Below are 18381 nucleotides of genomic sequence, written 5' to 3'. Positions count from 1 at the left end.
GGGAGGCGAGCAGGGGTTGGGGGCCGAGGTGGTCGGCGAGGACGACGTCGGCGGTGGCCAGGGCCTGGCGGCCGCGCACGGTGATCAGCCCGGGGTCACCAGGGCCCCCACCCACCAGCACCACGCTCCCGGCCATCGCCTGCTCGCGCCGGCGGACCGGCAGCGTGCCCTCCGCGAGGCCGGCGAGCACGGCGTCGCGGAGCCCGGCCGCGGCGCGCTGGTCGTCCGCCCCGTGCACCGCCACGAGCAGCTCCCCGGCGCGGCCGGTGACCGGCAGCTCGGCGCCGGCCCGCCCTCCGTCGGCGCGGGCGCAGAAGACCCGTTCCCGGTCGGCGTCGGCGGCCACCGCGGCGTCCACCTCGGGGTCACCCGTCGCGGCCAGCGCGAACCAGGCCCCCGCGAGGTCCCCGGCGGCAAAGGGCCGCGGGCACCAGGTCAGCCGGCCGGCCGACGCCGCGGACTCCAGGGCCGGGGTCACCCCGGGGCTGATCACCGCCACGTCGGCGCCCGCGGCGAGCAGGCCGCTCACCCCGCGGTGCGCGGCCGCCCCGCCGCCGACCACGACCACGCGCCGCCCGGCCAGCCGCAGCCCGACCGGGTGCGGCGCCTCGCCGGTGGGGTGGGTGGTCACGGGTCCTCCTGGTGCGTCGGTGCGGGGCCGGGGCGGAGCGGGCGCGGCGTCGGGAGGCCGGGCGACGGCGACGGTCACCCGCCCGCGCACCGTCTTCCCGACCTCGAGCACCCCGCCGGCGAGGAGCGCCGCCGCCTCGGCGACCGAGGGGGTGCCCACCCGCTCGGCGACCGCGCCGGACGGGGCGGGCACCGGGACGGCGGCCAGCACCTCGGCGGGATGCCCGGTCAGCGGCCAGCCGCGCAGCGCCGCGGCGACGACCAGCCCCGGCTCGCGCACCCGGCTGTCCAGCGTGGCCAGCCGCACCGGACCGGCGGGGTCGGGGAGCACCGCGTCGACCGCGGCCAGCACCTCGGCGGCGGGCACGCCGGAGGCCAGCCCGATGCCGACGGTCCTCACGTCGGCACCCCCGGGCGGTCGGGCAGCGCGGCCAGCAGGCCCGCGGCGTCACGGGGGAGGGGGCCGTCCGGGAGCAGGCCGAGCGCGCGCAGCCGGCCGCCCACCTCGAGCGCCCACGGGCGGGACAGCCGGGCGCGCGCGAGCAGGTCACCGTCGCCGAGCACGGCTCCGGGCGGCCCCTGCACCACGGCGCGGTCGACGACGACGGCGACCTCGTCGGCCCAGCGCAGCGCGAGGTCGACGTCGTGGGTGCTCATCACCACGGTGGAGTCCTGCTCCTGCAGCCGGGTGAGCGCGGCGAGGGTGTCGGCGACCGCCGTGGGGTCCAGCCCCGCGGTGGGCTCGTCGAGCAGCAGCACGCAGGGGCGCATGGCGACCGCGCCGGCGATCGCCACCCGCTTGCGCTCCCCGTACGACAGCTGGTGCGTCGGGCGCGAGGCGAGCGGCGCCACCCCGAGCAGCTCCAGCGCCTCGGCGACGCGGGCGCGCACCTCGTCCTCCGGGAGCCCGAGGTTCAGCGGACCGAACGAGACGTCCTGGCCGACCGAGGCGCTGAACAGCTGGTCGTCGGGGTCCTGGAGCACCAGCTGCACCACCTGCCGGTGCTCGCGCAGCCCGCGGCGGGTGTGCTGGAGCGGCGCGCCGTCGACGGTGACCGCGCCCGCGGCGGGCCGCAGCGCCCCGGAGAGGCAGCGCAGCAGCGTGGTCTTGCCCGAGCCGTTGGCGCCCAGCAGCGCCAGCCGCCGCCCCGGCGGCACCGCCAGCCCCGCGCCGCCGAGCACCGGTGCCGCACCCGGGTACCCGGCGACCAGACCGGAGGCGGCGAGGGCCCGGTGGCTCACCGCACCACCACCGTGAGCCCGGCGATCCCCAGCGGCAGCGCCAGCGCCAGCGCCAGGAACGGCCGGGAGGAGGGCAGCGCGTCGGGCAGCACCCGGAGCCCGGTCTCCATCCCGCGGCCGGCCAGCCCCTCCTGCATGCGCCGCGCGCGGTCCCACGACCGGGTCAGCACGGCCGCCGCGAGCATCCCGGCCGAGCGGTAGGAGCGGCGGGGGCTGGACCAGCCCATCCGCGCGGCCTGCGCCTCGCGGATGGTGCCCAGGCTCTCGAGCAGCACGAACACCAGCCGGTAGGTCACGCTCGCGACCTCGACGACCGCCGCGGGCACACGCAACCGGCGCAGCTCGGGCAGCAGGTCCGACATCGGGGTGGTGGTGGCCAGGAGCAGCACCGCGGCGCTCCCGGCCACCGCGCGACCCACGAGGGAGCCCGCCCGCTCCGCGGCGTCCGGGGCCCAGCCGAGCCCGCCGTCGCCGACCGTGACCACCGCGGTGAGCGCACCGACGGCGATGAAGGCCAGCGGCCAGCGGATGGCACGCAGGAAGGTGCGGGCGGGCACCCGGGCGGGGCCGAGCGCCAGCCCGACGGCGGCGAGCCCGACGAGCACGCTGCCCGGCCACGCGGGCAGGGCCAGCGCGCAGCCGACGAGGCCGGCGCAGAGCAGCACCTTGTCGCCGGGCGCCCGCCCGCGCCACGCGCTGCACCACGCCGCCTCGTCGACCGCCAGGCCCGTCACCGCCGGTCGGCCTCCGCCGCCGCGCTCGCGGAGGTCGCCGCCCGCCGGCCGCGCAGCCGGCCCAGCACGTAACCGAGCACCCCGCCGCCCAGCGCCGCCTGGAGCGCGAACAGGCCGGACTCCACCTCGCCGGTGGGGCTGAACAGGGGGTCGGACCAGGGGGTGTAGCCGTCGGCCTCGAGCTCCTCGGTCACCGCGGCGTCGGTGCCGCCGTACTCCGAGGTGCCGCCGTCGACCAGCAGCGGGACGGCGAACAGGGCGAGGACCGCGAGGACGAGCACGGCGGTGACGAGCGCGCGGCGGGTCACGCGGCACCTCCGGCGGGCGCGGGGACGGGTGCGGGCTTCAGGATGCCGAGCCGCTCGAGCTCCGGCCGGGCGTTGACGGTGAGCACCCGGAACAGCAGGACGCCGAGCAGCCCCTCGCCGATGGCCAGCGGGATCTGGGTGAGCGCGAAGACCCCGAGGAACTTGGCCAGGGCGCCGGCGAACCCGGTGCTCGCGTCGGGGAAGGCCAGCGCCAGCTGCAGCGAGGTGGTGACGTAGGTGGCGAGGTCGGCCAGGGCGACGCCGACGAAGACCGCCGGCAGCAGCCCCGCGCCCGCCGCCCGGGTCAGCCGGTAGGCCCCGTACCCGACCCACGGGCCGACGACGGCGAAGGCGAACGCGTTGGCCCCCAGGGTGGTCAGCCCGCCGTGCGCCAGCAGCAGCGCCTGGAAGAGCAGCACCACGGTGCCCAGCAGCGCCATCACCGGTGGCCGGAAGAGGATCGCCCCCGGGCCGGTGCCGGTCGGGTGGCTGGAGCTGCCGGTGACGCTCGGCAGCTTGATGGCGCTGAGCACGAAGGTGAAGGCGCCGGCGGCACCGAGGAGCAGGGTCGACTCGGGGTTCTCGCGCACCTCCTTCACGACCGCCCGGGCACCGTGCGCCACGAAGGGCGCGGCGGCGAGCGTCCAGCCCAGGGCGTGCCCGGCGGGCAGGAACCCCTCAGCGATGTGCACGGGCGGTCTCCGATCGGTCGGCGGTGGCGCACGAGGCGACGAAGCGGGCGGCCAGCGCGGGGGCGCCGGCCCAGTTGAGGTGCAGGTAGGAGGCGTGCACGCCGCCGGAGACGAAGCCCTCGGGGCCGGCCCCCGACCACTGCCAGGCGGGGTCCGGGCCGGCCGGGGGGTCGGCGTGCGTGCGGTGGAACTCGTGGCCGCGGACCCGCGTGCCGGCCGGCGCCAGCACCGAGCCGCGGGCCGCCACCGCCTCGCGGTAGCCCAGCGTCAGGCGTGGCGACATCGCCGTCCGCACGTCGAGGACGCCGCACATCGGGACGCCGTCCAGCTCGCGGGCCAGGTAGAGCAGCCCGGCGCACTCGGCGGCGACCGGGGCGCCCCGGGCGGCGAGCGCGGCGACGTCGGCGCGGAGCTGCTCGTTGGCCGAGAGCTCCGCGGCGTAGACCTCGGGGAAGCCGCCGCCGACGACCAGGCCGGCGGTCCCCTCGGGCAGGGCCTCGTCGCGCAGCGGGTCCACGGTCACCACCTCGGCGCCGGCCGCGGCGAGCAGCTCGGCGTTCTCGGCGTAGCCGAAGGTGAACGCCGGCCCGCCGGCGACGGCGATCCGTGGCCGGGCCCCGGTCGGGGCCACCTCGGCGGACGGGTCCCAGGGGCCGCCGTCGAGGGCGGGTGCGGTGCGGGCCAGTCGGAGCACGGCGTCCAGGTCGACCCCGTCGGCCACCACCTCGCCGAGCCGGCGCACCGTCGCGACCGCCTCGGCCGAGCGCTCGGCGGCCGGCACCAGGCCGAGGTGGCGGGAGGGGGTGTGCAGCGTCTCCATCCGCCGGATCGCGCCCAGCACCGGGACGCCGGCGGCGCCGAGCGCCCCGCGGAGGATCGCCTCGTGCCGGTCGCTGCCGACGCGGTTGAGCACCACCCCGCCCAGGCGCACCGACGGGTCGAAGGTGGCGAAGCCGTGCACCAGCGCGGCGACGCTGCGCGCCTGGGAGGAGGCGTCGACGACGAGCACCACCGGTGCCCGCAGCAGCCCGGCCACGTGCGCGGTCGAGGCGAAGCCGGGTTCGACGCCCGGGTGCGTGGCGCCGTCGAACAGGCCCATGACGCCCTCGACCACCGCGAGGTCGGCGCCGCGCGCACCGTGCAGCAGGAGCGGGGCGATCCGCTCCTCGCCGACCAGCCACGGGTCGAGGTTGCGGCCGGGACGGCCGGCGGCGAGGCCGTGGTAGCCGGGGTCGATGTAGTCGGGGCCGACCTTGTGCGGGGAGACGGTGAGCCCGCGGGCGGTGAGCGCGGCGATCAGCCCGGTGGCGATCGAGGTCTTGCCCGCGTTGCTGCTCGGCGCGGCCAGCACCACCCGCGGCAGCGTGGTCACCACTCGATCCCCCGCTGGCCCTTCTGGCCGGCGTCCATCGGGTGCTTGACCTTGGTCATCTCCACGACCAGGTCGGCGGCCTCGACCAGCGCCGGGGGCGCGTCGCGCCCGGTGACGACGACGTGCTGGTTGCCGGGGCGGGCCGTGAGCGTCGCGACGACGTCGTCGACGTCCACCCAGCCCCACTTCAGCGGGTAGGTGAACTCGTCCAGCACGTAGAACCTGTGCCGCTGCGCGGCGAGGTCCCGTTTGATCTGCGCCCAGCCCTCGGCGGCGTCGGCGGCGTGGTCGACCTCGGTGCCCTGCCGGCGCGACCAGCTCCAGCCCGAGCCCATCTTGTGCCAGACCACCGGGCCGCCCTCGCCGGTCTGCTCGTGCAGCCGGCCGAGCGCGGTCAGCGCGTTCTCCTCGCCGACCTTCCACTTGGCGCTCTTGACGAACTGGTAGACCGCGATCGACCAGCCCTGGTTCCACGCCCGCATCGCCATCCCGAAGGCGGCGGTCGACTTGCCCTTCATCTCGCCGGTGTGCACGGCCAGCAGCGGCCGGTTGCGGCGCTGCCGGGTGCTCAGGCCGTCCTGCGGGACGACCGCGACCTGACCCTGGGGCATGTCAGGCCGCCTTCCGCGCGTCCCGGACGGTGGCGGCCAGCGAGTCGGCGCCCAGCTCCTCCAGGCGGATCGTCCGGGCGCCGAGCGCTACGCCCAGCGACGCGGCCAGGCCCAGTCGCACCGGCCCGGACTCGCAGTCGACGACGACGCCCGCCACCTCCGCGGCGGCGAGCAGCCCGGCCGCACGCCGGGCCTCGCCGAGGTGGTCGGCGCCCCGTGCCCCGGTGGCCCGGCCGTCGGTGACGACGACCAGCAGCGGGCGCCGGCGCGGGTCGCGCACCCGCTCGCGGGCCAGGGTGCGGTGCGCCTCCAGCAGCCCGGCGGCCAGCGGGGTGCGCCCGCCGGTGGGCAGGCCGGTCAGCCGGGCCGCGGCGGCCTCCACCGACCAGGTGGGCGGCAGCGCGACCTCGGCGTCCGCGCCGCGGAAGGTGATCAGGCCGACCTTGTCGCGGCGCTGGTAGGCGTCCAGCAGCAGCGAGAGCACGGCGCCCTTCACCGCGGCCATCCGCGACCGGGCGCCCATCGAGCCGCTGGCGTCGACGACGAAGAGCACGAGGTTGCCCTCACGGCCCTCCAGCACGGCCTGGCGGAGGTCGTCGCGCTCGACCAGGAGCCCTGGCCCGCTGCGGCCGCGGGCCCGCTGGTGGGGGGCGGCCGCGAGCACGGTGCCGGCCAGGTGCAGCGTGGTGACGGCGGTGGCCGGGCGGGTCGAGCCGACCACGCGACCGCGCTCCGACCGGGCGCGCGACCGCCGGCCCGCGGCCCCGGCCCCGATGCCCGGCACCTCCAGCCTGCGGGTGCGGAAGGGGTCGGCCGGCGCGACCGCGGGCTGCTCCGGCGCGGCGGCGTCGGTGCGCCCCCCGCCCTCGCCGCGCGGCGCGACCGTCGGCTCGCCGGCATCCTCGCCGTCCCCGGGCAGAGGAGGCTCCACCTGCGTCTCGGCGTCGGATCCGTAGGCATCGCTTCCTCTGCCCGGGTCCGGCCCGTCGTCCGGGCGCCCGTCGTCCGGGCCGGCGTCGTCCGGGCCGCCCTCCGGGGGGCCGGGGTCGTCGTCGGGCCGGGAGTCGGCGAGCGCCTGGTCGAGGGTCTCCTCGTCCAGCCCGGGTGCGTCGAACGGGTTGCGACGGCGCCGGTGCGGGAGGGCCAGCCGGGCGGCGACGCGCACGTCGTCCTCGGTCACCTCGTCGCGGCCGCACCAGGCGGCGTGCGCGATCGCCGCGCGGGCGGTGACGAGGTCGGCGCGCAGGCCGTCGACGTCGAAGGCGGCGCAGACGGCGGTGACCTGGCGCAGCGCGGCGTCGGAGAGCACGACGCGGGGCAGGCGGGCGCGGGCGTCGGCGATGCGGGCGGCCAGCGCGGACTCCTCGGCGGCCCAGTGCGCCGCGAACCCGGCGGGGTCGGCGTCATAGGCGAACCGGCGGCGCACGACCTCGGCCCGCACGTCCGGGTCACGCGGTGCGGCGACCTCGACCGTGAGGCCGAAGCGGTCCAGCAGCTGGGGGCGGAGCTCGCCCTCCTCGGGGTTCATGGTGCCGACCAGCAGGAAGCGGGCGGCGTGCCGCACCGAGACGCCCTCGCGCTCGACGTACGCGGTGCCCAGGGCGGCGGCGTCGAGCAGCAGGTCGACGAGGTGGTCGTGCAGCAGGTTGACCTCGTCGACGTAGAGCACCCCGCGGTGGGCGGCGGCGAGCAGGCCGGGCTCGTAGGCCTTGACGCCCTCGGTCAGCGCCCGCTCCAGGTCCAGCGAGCCGACGAGCCGGTCCTCGGAGGCGCCGACCGGCAGCTCGACCAGCCGGGCCGCGCGGGTGCGCCCGGCCGCCCCGGGCTCGTGCGGGCCGTCGGGGCAGGCCGGGTCGGGGGCGGCCGGGTCGCAGCCGAACCGGCAGCCGGCCACGACCGCGACCGGCGGCAGGACGGCGGCCAGCGCCCGGACGCTCGTGGACTTGGCGGTGCCCTTCTCGCCCCGCACCAGGACGCCGCCCACCGCGGGGGAGACCGCGTTCAGGAGCAGGGCCAGCCGCAGGTCGTCCATGCCGACGACGGCGGTGAAGGGAAAGCTCATGCGGGGTACCCGCGCATGGCACGCGTCCTCTCCCCGGGTGTCCACGCCCGGAGGTGGCAGGGACGACGGCTGGAGTCTCCTGGCTCCCGGATCGACACCCGTCCCCGACCTTCCCGCTCCTGAGCGGGCTCAGGTGCAGTGGTCGAGCGTGGGGACGGGCTCCCCGGTCACAGTGGCGGGACCGCGCCGGGATCTCACCGGGCTTCCTCCACTGCCGTCGCTTGTGGCGGCGTCATCAGACCACGGGCGGGCTCCCCGGCGACAGACCCCCTCCGGGCGTGGCGGGGACCTAATGCACTGTTGACATCCTAATACCCTTAGGACGAGCATCCGGTCCGTGACCGGAGCCGTGGTGCCGGACCGTCGCGGGCGGCGGCGGCAGGAGACGATCGAGCAGGTGCTCGACGTGGCGGTCGAGGTCATGGCCGAGCAGGGCGCGGCCGGGCTGACGCTCGGCGAGGTGGCCCGCCGGATGGGCATCCGCCCGCCGTCCCTCTACGGGTACTTCGACGGCAAGCACGCGCTGTACGACGCGCTCTTCGAGCGGGGGTGGCGCGCCCTGCATCAGGTGCTCGAGCAGGCCGGTGCCACCGGGGACGGCGCCGACCCCCTCACCGCGTGGCGGGAGGGCACCGCCGTCCTGGTCCGCTGGGCCGTCGAGCACCCCGCCCACTCGGCGCTGATGTTCTGGCGCCCGGTACCCGGCTTCGCGCCTTCTGCGCGGGCGTACGAACCCGCGGTCGAGCTCGACGTGGCGTCCCGGGCGATGCTCGTCCGGCTCCGCGACGCGGGGCACCTCGCCGCGGACGTCGACCTCGACCGCGCCTACCGCACCTGGACGGCGCTGGTCGGCGGGGTCATCTCCCAGCAGCTGTCCAACGCGCCCGGCGAGCCGTTCGAGTCCGGCGCCTTCACCGCCGTCCTCCCCGACGTCATGGACATGTGGCTCGACCACCACCGCACGAACCCGTCCACCCGCTGATCCCAGGAGGTCTCTCGTGACCGCTCCGACTCCTGCTCCCGCCCGTCCCCGTCCGCGGACCGCCGCCCTCGACCGGGACGCCGCCTACCGGCTCGCCGCCACGGAGTACGAGCGGATGCTCGTCCTCCTCCGCGGGCTGGACCCCGGCGACTGGAGCCGGGCCACCGACTGCCCGGGCTGGGACGTGCGAGCCATGGCGGCGCACGTCCTCGGGATGGCGGAGATGGCTGCCTCGGTCCGCGAGATGGCGCGGCAGAACCGGATCGCCGGCAAGGCCGGTGGTGGCATCGACGCGCTGACCGCGGTGCAGGTCCGCGCGCACGCCGGCCTGGACGGCCCGGCGGTCGTCGCGGCGCTGGCCGCCACCGCACCTCGCGCGGTGCGGGGACGACGTCGGCTGTCCCGGATCGCGGGCCGCGTGACGCTGCCCGAGGAGCAGGTCAACGGCGACGTCCGGGAGTACTGGCGGATCGGTTTCCTGCTCGACGTCGTCCTGACCCGGGACGTCTGGATGCACCGGATCGACGTGTGCCGGGCGACCGGGCGCGAGCCCGAGCTCACGCCCGGGCACGACGGCGTCCTGGTCGCGGACGTCGTGGGGGAGTGGGCGCAGCGGCACGGCCGGCCCTACGAACTCACCCTCACCGGCCCGGCGGGCGGGCAGTGGTCGTCCGGGGCGGGTGGCGAGCGGCTCGAGCTGGACGCCGTCGAGTTCTGCCGGGTCCTCTCGGGCAGGGGCAGCGGCTCCGGCGTGCTGGGTCAGCAGGTTCCCTTCTGACCCACTCCGCGGCCGGCCGGACGGCGGTGCACCACCCCCTCCCTAGGATCGGCCGACGTGCCCGGAGATCCGCGTCCCGACGGCCGCCCACCGGTCGTGGTGGTCGGCGTCGGCGCCGACGGCTGGGACGGGCTCTCGCCGCGCGCCCGGCGGGCGGTCGAGGGCGCCGACGTGCTCCGCGGCAGCGCCCGCCAGCTCGCCCTGGTGCCCCCTGAGGTGACGGCGGAGCGGGTGCCCTGGCCGTCCCCGCTCGGCCCCGCGTTGGCCGGTCTCGGGCAGGAGCACCCCGGACGGCGGGTGGTCGTGCTGGCCAGCGGCGACCCCATGCTCTCCGGCGTCGGCGCCTCGCTGGTGCGGCTGCTGGGCCCGGCGGCGGTCGAGGTGCTCCCGCACCCCTCGTCGGTGTCGCTGGCCTGCGCGCGGCTGGGCTGGGCGGTGGAGGAGACGCAGGTGGTCACCGTCGTCGGCCGGCCGGTGGAGCTCGTGGTCCCGCACGCCACCCCCGGCCGGCGGCTGCTGGTGCTCGGCTCCGACGGCTCGACGCCGGCCGCCGTCGCCGCGCTGCTGGCGGAGCGCGGCCTCGGCGCCAGTCGGCTGACCGCGCTCGCCCAGCTCGGCGGCCCCGCGGAACGCGCGGTCACCGGCACCGCCGCCGGCTGGCCGCACGGGGACACGGACCCGCTGGTGCTCACCGCCGTCGAGGTGGTCGCGGACCCCGGCGCCGTGCCGCTGCCGGCCCTGCCCGGCCTGCCGGACGACGCCTACGAGCACGACGGCCAGCTCACCAAGCGCGACGTTCGGGCGGTGTCCCTCGCCCGGCTGGCGCCGCTGCCGGGCCAGCTGCTCTGGGACGTCGGCGCGGGCGCCGGGTCGATCGGCATCGAGTGGATGCGCACCCACCCCAGCTGCCGGGCGGTGGCGGTCGAGCGCGACGCGGGGCGGGCGGCCCGGGTCGGGCGGAACGCCGCGCGGCTGGGCGTGCCCGGGCTCGAGGTGGTCACCGGCGAGGCGCCCGCTGCCCTGGCCGGGCTGCCCGCGCCGGACGCGGTCTTCGTCGGCGGCGGCGCCACCGTGCCCGGGGTGCTCGACGCCTGCTGGGACGCGCTGCCGGCGGGTGGGCGGCTGGTGGTCAACGCCGTCACGCTGGAGAGCGAGGCGGTGCTGGCCGAGCGGCACGCCCGCTCCGGCGGCGAGCTCGTGCGGCTCGGCGTCGCCACCGCCGCCCCCGTGGGCGGCTTCACCGGCTGGAAGGCGGCCATGCCCGTGACGATCTGGTCGGGGGTCAAGCCGTGACCGTGCACTTCATCGGCGCCGGGCCGGGCGCGGCGGACCTGGTCACCGTGCGGGCGGCCCGCATCATCGCCACCGCACCGGTGTGCCTCTACGCCGGCGCGCTGGTGCCCCGGGAGCTGCTGGACACCGCGCCGTCGGGCGCGCGGCTGGTGGACACGGCCAACCTGGACCTCGACCGGATCACGGCCGAGCTGGTCGCCGCGCACGAGGCCGGGCACGACGTCGCCCGGCTGCACTCCGGCGACCCCTCGGTCTACAGCGCGATGGCCGAGCAGATGCGCCGGCTGGACGCGGCGGGCGTGCCCTACGACGTCGTGCCGGGTGTGCCCGCCTTCGCCGCCGCGGCCGCCTCGCTCAAGCGGGAGCTGACCGTGCCCGGCGTCGGCCAGACGGTCATCCTCACGAGGACCTCGGCCCGGTCGACGCCGATGCCGGCGGGGGAGGACCTGGCGACCCTCGGGGCCTCCCGCGCCACGCTCGTCCTGCACCTCGCGGTGCAGCGGATCGCCGAGCTGGTGCCGGAGCTGGTGCCCTCCTACGGCAGCGACTGCCCGGTCGCGGTCGTCGCCCGCGCCAGCCGGGACGACGAGCTGGTGCTGCGCGGCACGCTCGCCGACATCGCCGGCCAGGTCGAGGCGGCCGGCGTGCGGCGGACCGCGGTGGTGATCGTCGGCTCGGTCCTGACCGCGGGCGAGTTCCCCGACAGCCACCTCTACTCGACGACCCGGTGCCGCGGCTAGGCGCCGCCGACGACCGTGCCGGCGCGGTCGATCACCAGGACGTCGACCTCGACCGGGGCGCCGCGCAGCACGCCGAGCGCCGTCTCCCGCGCGGCGGCGGCCACCAGGTCGCCCAGCGGGAGCCCGGCCGCCCGGCACTGCTGCAGCGCGTCCAGGGCGGTGTTCGCGCCGCGCACGCCGTCCACCAGCGCCGGGGGCCCGCCCGCATCCTGGACGCGGGCGGCCAGCGAGGCGAAGGACACCTGCGAGCGCCCCGAGTGCAGGTCCAGGTGCCCGTCGGCGAGCTTCGCGAGCTTGCCGATGCCGCCGGCGACGGTCAGCCGCGGGACGGGGTGGCGGCCCAGGTACTTGAGGACGGCGCCGGCGAAGTCGCCCATGTCCAGCAGCGCGTCGTCGGGCAGCCCGTAGCGCTCCACGACGACGCGTTCGCTGGTGCTGCCGGTGCAGGCGGCGACGTGGCCGTGCCCGGCGGCGCGGGCGACGTCGATGCCGCGGCGGATCGAGTCGATCCAGGCCGAGCAGGAGTAGGGGACGACGACGCCCGTGGTGCCCAGGATGGAGAGCCCGCCCAGGATGCCCAGCCGCGGGTTCCAGGTGCGCCGGGCCAGCTCCTCGCCGTGCTCGACCGAGACCTCGACGACGACGTCGCCGGTGCCGCCGTGACGGGCGGCGACCGCGGCCACGTGCTCGCGCATGAACCGGCGGGGCATCGGGTTGATCGCCGGCTCGCCGACCGGCAGCGGCAGTCCGGGCTTGGTCACCGTGCCGACGCCCGCGCCCGCCCGGAAGGTGACGCCGCTGCCCGGCTCGCCGTGGGTCACGCGGACGGAGACCAGCGCGCCGTGGGTGACGTCGGGGTCGTCGCCGGCGTCCTTGACCACCCCCGCGGTCGCGGCGCCGTCCTCCAGCCGCTCGGTGGCCAGCGCGAACGCCGGGTGCCGGTCCTTGGGCAGGTCGATCGTCACCGGGTCGGGGAACTCGCCGGTGAGCAGCGCGGTGTAGGCCGCGGTGGTGGCCGCGGTCGCGCAGGCGCCGGTGGTCCAGCCGGAGCGCAGCCCGCTGCCCGCTGTCGTTCCCACCCGACCAGCATGCACGGCGGCCTCCGGTGACCGGCCGGGTGCTGGTGCTCGGGGGTACCGGGGAGGCCCGGCGGCTGGCCACGGTGCTGGTCGCGGACGGCATCGGTGTGCTGAGCTCGCTCGCCGGGCGGGTCGCCGATCCGCGGCTCCCGCCGGGGGAGGTGCGGATCGGCGGCTTCGGGGGCGCAGCAGGCCTGGCGGAGTGGCTGCGGGCGAACCCGGTGGACGCCGTCGTCGACGCGACGCACCCGTTCGCCACGGCGATGACCGCATCCGCCGTCTCGGCCGCGACCGCGACGGGGGTGCCACTCCTGCGCCTGCAGCGGCCGGGCTGGACCGCGCAGCCGGGCGACGACTGGCGGTGGGTCGACTCACCGGCCGGGGCGGCGGAGGCGGTGCAGGGGTTCGGGTGCGTCTTCCTGACGACGGGCCGGCAGGGGCTGGCCGCCTTCGCCGGGCTGGCGGCCCACTGCGTCGTCCGCTCCGTGGACCCGCCGGAGCCCCCCGTGCCGGCGCGGACCACCACCGTCCTCGCGCGCGGCCCGTTCAGCCTCGAGGACGAGCTGGCCCTGCTGCGCGAGCACGCCGTCGAGGTCGTCGTCACCAAGGACAGCGGCGGCTCGATGACGGCGGCGAAGCTCACCGCGGCCCGGCAGCTCGCGGTCCCGGTGGTGCTGGTGCGCCGGCCGCCGCTGCCCGCGGGCGTTCCCGTGGTCGCCACGGTGGCGGCGGCGCGGCAGTGGGTCCGGTTGCGCGCAATCTGATCGTCATGTGTGTCGGCGCAGGTCGGCGGGGAGTGCACGACCATGACCGGAACCGCGTCTCTCCGCGCCCTCGCCCTCGTCTGCAGCCTCAAGCCCTCGCCCGCGCCGTCCAGCAGCGACCTGATCGCCCGCCAGATCCTGGCCGGGCTGGAGGAGCACGGCGTCACCGGTGACGTCGTGCGGGTCGTCGACCACGACGTGAGGCCCGGCGTCGAGGTGGACATGGGGGAGGGTGACCAGTGGCCCGCGATCCGCGAGCAGATGACGGCCGCCGACATCCTGATCGTCTCCACGCCGACCTGGGTCGGGCACATGAGCAGCGTGGCCCAGCGGGTGCTGGAGCGGCTCGACGGCGAGCTCTCCGAGACGGACGACTCGGGCCGGCCGAAGGTGACCGGCAAGGTGGCGGTCGTCTCCGTCGTCGGCAACGAGGACGGCGCGCACAAGATCGTCGCCGACCTGTTCCAGGGCCTGGACGACATCGGCTTCACCATCCCCGCGCAGGGGTCGACCTACTGGAACGACCAGGCGATGGGCGGCACCGACTACATGGACCTCGACGAGACGCCCGAGGCGGTGGCCGCCACGACGGCGACCCTCGCGGAGAACGCCGCGCACCTCGCCCGGGCGCTCAAGGCCCAGCCGTACCCCGGGAGCTAGGCCGGCAGCCGCTCCGCCGCACCGGTGGTGGCTTCGCGTGCCCCGGCGCGGCGGCGGCGCAGGCGCACCCCGGCGATGGCGGTCAGCGCCAGCACGACCAGCACGGCCGCGTACACCTCGGTCACCGTCTCCAGGCCGAAGGCCCCGGTGGCCGATCCGGCGACCACCGCGGGCACGCTGAAGCTGAGGTAGCCGACGACGAAGATGCTGGACAGCAGCCCGGCGCGCTCGGCGGGGTCGACGCCGGCGCTGGCGGTCGCGACGGAGCCGAGGAACGACAGGCCGAAGCCGAGCCCCGAGACGACCGCGGACACGAAGAGCACGGCGACCTGGCCGGTGAGCAGCGCGGCGATCGTGCCGGTGACGCCGCCGGCGAAGAGGGTCGCGCCGCCGACCATGGCCCGCTCCGCGGCGAGGTCGCGGCCGAGGATCGCGGCGATCCCGCCCGAGCCGTGCATGGCCAGCACCATCAGGCTGCCGACCAGGTGGTCCTCGATGCCGAAGACGCCGACGACCAGCGACGGCCCCAGGGAGAGGTAGAGCCCGCCGAGCGCCCAGGCCGCGACCATGACCGGCAGCACGGCGAGGAACGCCGGCCGCTGCGAGCGCGGGACGCGGACCGTCGGGCGCAGCGAGCGGAGCGCCCCGGGGGCGCGGGGCGAGGTCTCGGGCAGGAACACGACGGCCGCCGCCGCGACCAGCAGGACGACGGCGAGCACGCCGAACACCCACCGGGCAGGCGAGGTGACGTGCTCGACGACGAGGCCGGCGCCGACCGCGCCCACCGACAGGCCCAGGCCCGGGGCGGCGCTGTTGAGCAGGGCGCCCAGCGGACGGGACGGGCGCTGGGTGTCCAGCAGCAGCGCACCGAGGGTGCCGGTCAGGACGCCCATGGACAGGCCCTGCAGCACCCGGGCGGCGAGCAGCCAGCCGACGCTGTCCGCGGCGAGGAAGACGACCATCGAGACCGCCTGCAGCAGCAGGCCGCCGGCCAGCACCGGGCGCCGCCCGACGTGGTCGGAGAGGCCGCCGACCACCAGCAGCGCGGCGAGCAGGGCGAGGGCGTAGATGCCGAAGACGGTGGTCAGCATCCCGGGGCCGAACCCGAACTGCTCCTGGTAGACGCGGTACAGCGGTGTGGGGACGCCCGACGCGGCGAGGACCAGGATGAGCAGGCCGGCGGCAGTCCGGAACGCGGGGTCCCGGCGGAGGGTCGGTGGAGCCACGATGGTGGCCAAGCGCAACGATCCCGCGGGCATTCCCGCGCCCCGGTGTGTCAGCGCGGGTAGCTGCGCGAGGTGTAGACGGCGCCCGAGGGGGTGACGCGGGTCTGCGAGGACCCGATGAGCACCAGGCAGCGCATGTCGACGGTGCCCGGGTCGAGGGTGCCCAGGGTGGTGACCCGGACGGCCTCCTCCGGCCCACCGACGTCGCGGCCCACGACCACCACGGTCTCGGGCGGGCGCTCCTCGAGCAGCACCCGCAGCGCCTCGCCGAGCTGGTGCGGGCGGTGCTTCGACCGCGGGTTGTAGAGGGCGATGACCAGGTCGGCCGCGGCCGCGTGGCGCAGCCGGTCGACGATGACCTCCCACGGCTTGCGGACGTCGGAGAGCGACAGCACGCAGAAGTCGTGGCCGAGCGGGGCGCCCACCCGGGAGGCGACAGCCTGGGCGGCGGTGAGCCCCGGCACGACCCGCACCGGGACGCCGGCGAACTCGGGTCGCTCGGCGACCTCCAGGACCGCAGCGGCCATGGCGAAGACGCCCGGGTCGCCGCTGGAGACGACGGCGACCCGCCGGCCGTCGCGGGCCAGGGCGAGGGCGTGCGCGGCGCGGTCGGCCTCGACGCGGTTGTCGCTGGCGTGCCGGGCCTGGCGCGGGTTCACCGCGACCCGGTCGAGGTAGGGGCCGTAGCCCACCAGGTCGTCGGCGGCGGCGAGCGCCCCGGCTGCCTCGGGCGTCGTCCAGCCGCGGGCGCCGGGGCCGAGGCCGACCACGACGACCTCACCGGCGTCGGCCGGCCGCTCCGCCGGAGGTGCGGGCTCGGCGACCTGCGGGGTGAGCGGGCTGGGCAGCAGGGCGAGGGAGAAGTACGGGACGCTGGCGGGGTCCACGTCGGCCAGCGGGGCGCACCGCTGGCGGTCGGTGGTGGCGCGCTCGACGTAGAGGGCGCGGTCGAGCACGCCGGCCCGCTCGAAGGCCTCGCGCACCTGCGGGAAGGTGCGCCCGAGTTTCATCACCGCGGCCGAGTCGGTGGCGGCCAGGCGGGCGGCGAGCTCCTCGGCGGGGAGGGTGCCGGGGAGGACGGTGAGGACCTCGTCGCGCTCGACCAGGGGCCGGCCGACGGCCGCGGCGGCCGCGGTGACGCTGGTGACCCCGGGGACGACCTCGGTGGGGTAGCGGTGCGCCAGCCGCTTGTGCATGTGCATGTAGGAGCCGTAGAAGAGCGGGTCGCCCTCGGCGAGGACGACGACGTCGCGGCCGGCGTCCAGGTGCGCGGCCAGCCGGGCGGCGGCGGCCTCGTAGAACTCGTCGATCGCGCCCTGGTAGCCGCCGGGGTGGTCGGTGGTCTCGGTGGTGACCGGGTAGACCAGCAGCTCCTCGACCTGGCCGGCGCGCAGGTAGGGCTCGGCGAGGGCGCGGGCCACCGAGCGGCCGTGCCGGGCGGCGTGGAAGGCGACGACGTCGGCGGCCCCGATCAGCCGGGCGGCCTTGACGGTGACGAGCTCGGGATCACCCGGGCCCAGCCCCACCCCGTACAGCCGCCCGCTCACTCCACATCACTCGCGATCGCGTTCACGGCGGCGGCGGTGATGGCGCTGCCGCCGCGGCGGCCCCGCACGACGAGGAACTCCAGGTCGGAGGCGGCGAGGGCCTCCTTGGACTCGGCCGCGCCGATGAACCCCACGGGGATCCCGAGGACGGCGGCGGGGCGCGGCGCGCCGGCGGCCACCATCTCGAGCAGGTGGAACAGTGCCGTGGGGGCGTTGCCGATGGCGACGACGGCGCCGTCGAGGCGGTCCCGCCAGAGCTCCAGGGCGGCGGCGGTGCGGGTGGTGCCGAGGTCGGCGGCGAGCCCGGAGGTGCGCGGGTCGTTCAGGGTGCAGACGACGTCGTTGTCCTTGGGCAGCCGGCGCCGGGTGACGCCGCTGGCCACCATCTGTGCGTCGCAGAGCACGGGTGCGCCGGCGTCGAGCGCCTCGCGGGCGCGTTGCACCACCGCGGGGGACCAGGCGATGTCCTGGACGAGGTCGACCTGCCCGCAGGCGTGGATCATCCGCACGGCCACGCGGGCGACGTCGCCGGGCAGCCCGCCGAGGTCGGCCTCGGCGCGGATCGTCGCGAACGACTGCCGGTAGATCTCGGCGCCGTCCTTCTCGTACTCGTAGACCACCATCGGGCGGAGAGGCTACGTCGGTGGCCCCGGTCCGCCCGCGCCCGGTCAGCCCGTGCGCGATCGTTCGGGCGCTGTCGTGATGCGGGGGAGGATCAGGATCTCGGTGCCGTCGGGCCGGTAGGTGCGCCATCGGCCGGTGGCGTCGCGGACGATCCTGAAGCCGTGGTGGACCTTGGTGTGGTGGCGTTCGCAGAGCAGGGCTGAGTTCTCCAGCGAGGTGTCCCCGCCGTCGGCCCAGTGCACGACGTGGTGGACGTCGCACCAGTGGGTGGCGGCGTGGCAGCCGGTGAACGAAAGGACCCCTCCGCCCCCCGCCACTCGCAAGCTCGCGGCGGGCCCCTGCGAAGGGGCCGAACGCGGCCGACGTCGAGGGGCTGGCCTTCGGGGCCGATGACGATGCGGGTGACGGTGCCGTCGCAGGCCAGCCAGCGGGCCCGGGCCGCGGAGATGGTGGCCCCGAAGCCCAACTTCGCCGCGCCGGGGCCGGCGTCCGGGTCGATGAGGTCCTCCAGGTCCACCCGGACCACCACCTGGGGCTTGTGGGTGCGCAGCACCGGCAGGGTGCCCGCGGCCAGGGCGTTGTCGGCGAGCTGGACCAGGGCGTCGCCCTGCTGCTGGGCGCGGGTCCGGGTGTCCCCGGCCGGCCGGTCGGCCTGCACCACCGACTCCAGTGCGGCCTGCACCTTCTCCCCGCCCACGGCATCCAGTTCGCCGCGGAAGGAGACCGACCCGTCGGCGTGCTTGACGAAGGTGAGGGAGCGTCCCTCGGTGGGATCGGGCTCGGGCCCGTCGGGGTCCAGCCGGGCCAGGTAGTGGGCCACCACCTGGCGCAGTTCGGCGTGCGGGCGGGTCGCGGCCACCTCCGCGAGCGCCGCGTCGACCCCGGCCAGGTCCACGCCCTGTGCTTGGGCGGCGGCCAGGTTGGCCGGGGCGGCCACCGGGGCGATCACCGCCAGGGCCTCCGGCGGCACGGCCCCGGGGGGGGGGGGGGGGGGGGGGGGGGGGGGGGGGGGGGGGGGGCGGGGGGGGGGGGGGGGG

At 77.3% G+C, this 18381-nt stretch carries 19 protein-coding genes, 1 pseudogene and 1 riboswitch; of the genes and pseudogenes, 6 read left to right on the top strand and 14 right to left on the bottom strand.

What is annotated here, in order from left to right:
* The 8 genes from ACI79P_RS21050 to ACI79P_RS21015 form a co-directional block, all read right to left on the bottom strand.
* On the bottom strand, window positions 1-1030 hold a 1030-nt coding region (locus ACI79P_RS21050), incomplete at its 3' end, for a cobalamin biosynthesis protein (protein ID WP_456583015.1).
* The gene (locus ACI79P_RS21045) at window positions 1027-1872 is read right to left on the bottom strand and encodes an energy-coupling factor ABC transporter ATP-binding protein (protein ID WP_456583014.1); all 846 of its coding nucleotides are present in this window, start codon (window positions 1870-1872) and stop codon (window positions 1027-1029) included. The genes ACI79P_RS21045 and ACI79P_RS21050, both read right to left, overlap by 4 nt.
* Window positions 1869-2606: a cobalt ECF transporter T component CbiQ gene (gene cbiQ / locus ACI79P_RS21040; RefSeq protein ID WP_456583013.1), complete on the bottom strand. Its 738-nt coding sequence runs from the start codon at window positions 2604-2606 to the stop codon at window positions 1869-1871. Before cbiQ ends, ACI79P_RS21045 begins: the two co-directional genes overlap by 4 nt.
* Window positions 2603-2914, bottom strand: coding sequence for an energy-coupling factor ABC transporter substrate-binding protein (locus ACI79P_RS21035; protein ID WP_456583012.1), 312 nt, complete (start codon window positions 2912-2914; stop codon window positions 2603-2605). Before ACI79P_RS21035 ends, cbiQ begins: the two co-directional genes overlap by 4 nt.
* A complete protein-coding gene (locus ACI79P_RS21030) occupies window positions 2911-3606 on the bottom strand; it encodes an energy-coupling factor ABC transporter permease (RefSeq protein ID WP_456583011.1) in 696 nt (231 codons plus the stop codon). Before ACI79P_RS21030 ends, ACI79P_RS21035 begins: the two co-directional genes overlap by 4 nt.
* Window positions 3593-4978, bottom strand: coding sequence for a cobyrinate a,c-diamide synthase (locus ACI79P_RS21025; RefSeq protein ID WP_456583010.1), 1386 nt, complete (start codon window positions 4976-4978; stop codon window positions 3593-3595). The genes ACI79P_RS21030 and ACI79P_RS21025 overlap by 14 nt, the downstream gene beginning before the upstream one ends.
* Window positions 4975-5589 (bottom strand): cob(I)yrinic acid a,c-diamide adenosyltransferase, encoded by a 615-nt coding sequence (cobO, locus tag ACI79P_RS21020; protein ID WP_456583009.1) that lies wholly within the window; start codon window positions 5587-5589, stop codon window positions 4975-4977. Before cobO ends, ACI79P_RS21025 begins: the two co-directional genes overlap by 4 nt.
* 1 nt (window position 5590) lies before the next feature.
* On the bottom strand, window positions 5591-7651 hold the full coding sequence (locus tag ACI79P_RS21015; RefSeq protein WP_456583008.1) for a putative cobaltochelatase: 2061 nt from the start codon (window positions 7649-7651) through the stop codon (window positions 5591-5593).
* Between the two features lie 73 nt (window positions 7652-7724).
* A riboswitch (cobalamin riboswitch) is annotated at window positions 7725-7859 on the bottom strand.
* A gap of 129 nt (window positions 7860-7988) precedes the next feature.
* Between ACI79P_RS21015 and ACI79P_RS21010 the strand changes: the two genes are divergently transcribed.
* The 4 genes from ACI79P_RS21010 to cobM are packed head-to-tail and all read left to right on the top strand — an operon-like array spanning window position 7989 to window position 11444.
* Window positions 7989-8633, top strand: coding sequence for a TetR/AcrR family transcriptional regulator (locus tag ACI79P_RS21010; RefSeq protein WP_456583007.1), 645 nt, complete (start codon window positions 7989-7991; stop codon window positions 8631-8633).
* Between the two features lie 16 nt (window positions 8634-8649).
* Window positions 8650-9411 carry a maleylpyruvate isomerase family mycothiol-dependent enzyme gene (locus ACI79P_RS21005; protein WP_456583006.1) on the top strand — a complete coding sequence of 254 codons (762 nt, stop codon included), beginning with the start codon at window positions 8650-8652 and terminating at the stop codon, window positions 9409-9411.
* Between the two features lie 57 nt (window positions 9412-9468).
* Window positions 9469-10704 (top strand): precorrin-6y C5,15-methyltransferase (decarboxylating) subunit CbiE, encoded by a 1236-nt coding sequence (gene cbiE, locus ACI79P_RS21000; protein WP_456583005.1) that lies wholly within the window; start codon window positions 9469-9471, stop codon window positions 10702-10704.
* Window positions 10701-11444, top strand: coding sequence for a precorrin-4 C(11)-methyltransferase (cobM, locus tag ACI79P_RS20995; RefSeq protein WP_456583004.1), 744 nt, complete (start codon window positions 10701-10703; stop codon window positions 11442-11444). The genes cbiE and cobM overlap by 4 nt, the downstream gene beginning before the upstream one ends.
* Here cobM and ACI79P_RS20990 read toward each other — a convergent pair.
* Window positions 11441-12523: a cobalt-precorrin-5B (C(1))-methyltransferase gene (locus tag ACI79P_RS20990; RefSeq protein ID WP_456583003.1), complete on the bottom strand. Its 1083-nt coding sequence runs from the start codon at window positions 12521-12523 to the stop codon at window positions 11441-11443. The genes cobM and ACI79P_RS20990 overlap by 4 nt on opposite strands.
* 26 nt (window positions 12524-12549) lie before the next feature.
* On the opposite strand from ACI79P_RS20990, the gene ACI79P_RS20985 reads away from it, so the two are divergent.
* On the top strand, window positions 12550-13287 hold the full coding sequence (locus ACI79P_RS20985; protein WP_456583002.1) for a cobalt-precorrin-6A reductase: 738 nt from the start codon (window positions 12550-12552) through the stop codon (window positions 13285-13287).
* 42 nt (window positions 13288-13329) lie between these two features.
* Window positions 13330-13947: a flavodoxin family protein gene (locus ACI79P_RS20980; RefSeq protein WP_456583001.1), complete on the top strand. Its 618-nt coding sequence runs from the start codon at window positions 13330-13332 to the stop codon at window positions 13945-13947.
* Here the strand turns inward: ACI79P_RS20980 and ACI79P_RS20975 are convergent.
* The 5 genes and pseudogenes from ACI79P_RS20975 to ACI79P_RS20955 form a co-directional block, all read right to left on the bottom strand.
* Window positions 13944-15185, bottom strand: coding sequence for an MFS transporter (locus ACI79P_RS20975; RefSeq protein WP_456583000.1), 1242 nt, complete (start codon window positions 15183-15185; stop codon window positions 13944-13946). The two genes, ACI79P_RS20980 and ACI79P_RS20975, sit on opposite strands and share 4 nt — an antisense overlap.
* Window positions 15186-15223: 38 nt before the next feature.
* Window positions 15224-16720, bottom strand: coding sequence for a precorrin-2 C(20)-methyltransferase (locus ACI79P_RS20970; protein WP_456582999.1), 1497 nt, complete (start codon window positions 16718-16720; stop codon window positions 15224-15226).
* The gene (locus ACI79P_RS20965; RefSeq protein ID WP_456582998.1) at window positions 16717-17343 is read right to left on the bottom strand and encodes a precorrin-8X methylmutase; all 627 of its coding nucleotides are present in this window, start codon (window positions 17341-17343) and stop codon (window positions 16717-16719) included. Before ACI79P_RS20965 ends, ACI79P_RS20970 begins: the two co-directional genes overlap by 4 nt.
* Window positions 17344-17388: 45 nt before the next feature.
* Window positions 17389-17586: a hypothetical protein gene (locus ACI79P_RS20960; RefSeq protein ID WP_456582997.1), complete on the bottom strand. Its 198-nt coding sequence runs from the start codon at window positions 17584-17586 to the stop codon at window positions 17389-17391.
* A 170-nt stretch (window positions 17587-17756) separates the two neighbouring features.
* A pseudogene (locus ACI79P_RS20955) lies at window positions 17757-18203 on the bottom strand (DUF222 domain-containing protein); the annotation flags it as partial.
* Window positions 18204-18381: the final 178 nt, after the last annotated feature.

The sequence above is a fragment of the Blastococcus sp. SYSU DS0510 genome, assembly GCF_054050835.1.
Note: the sequence above shows the minus strand (reverse complement) of the source record. Positions and strands in the feature narration are given on the sequence as shown.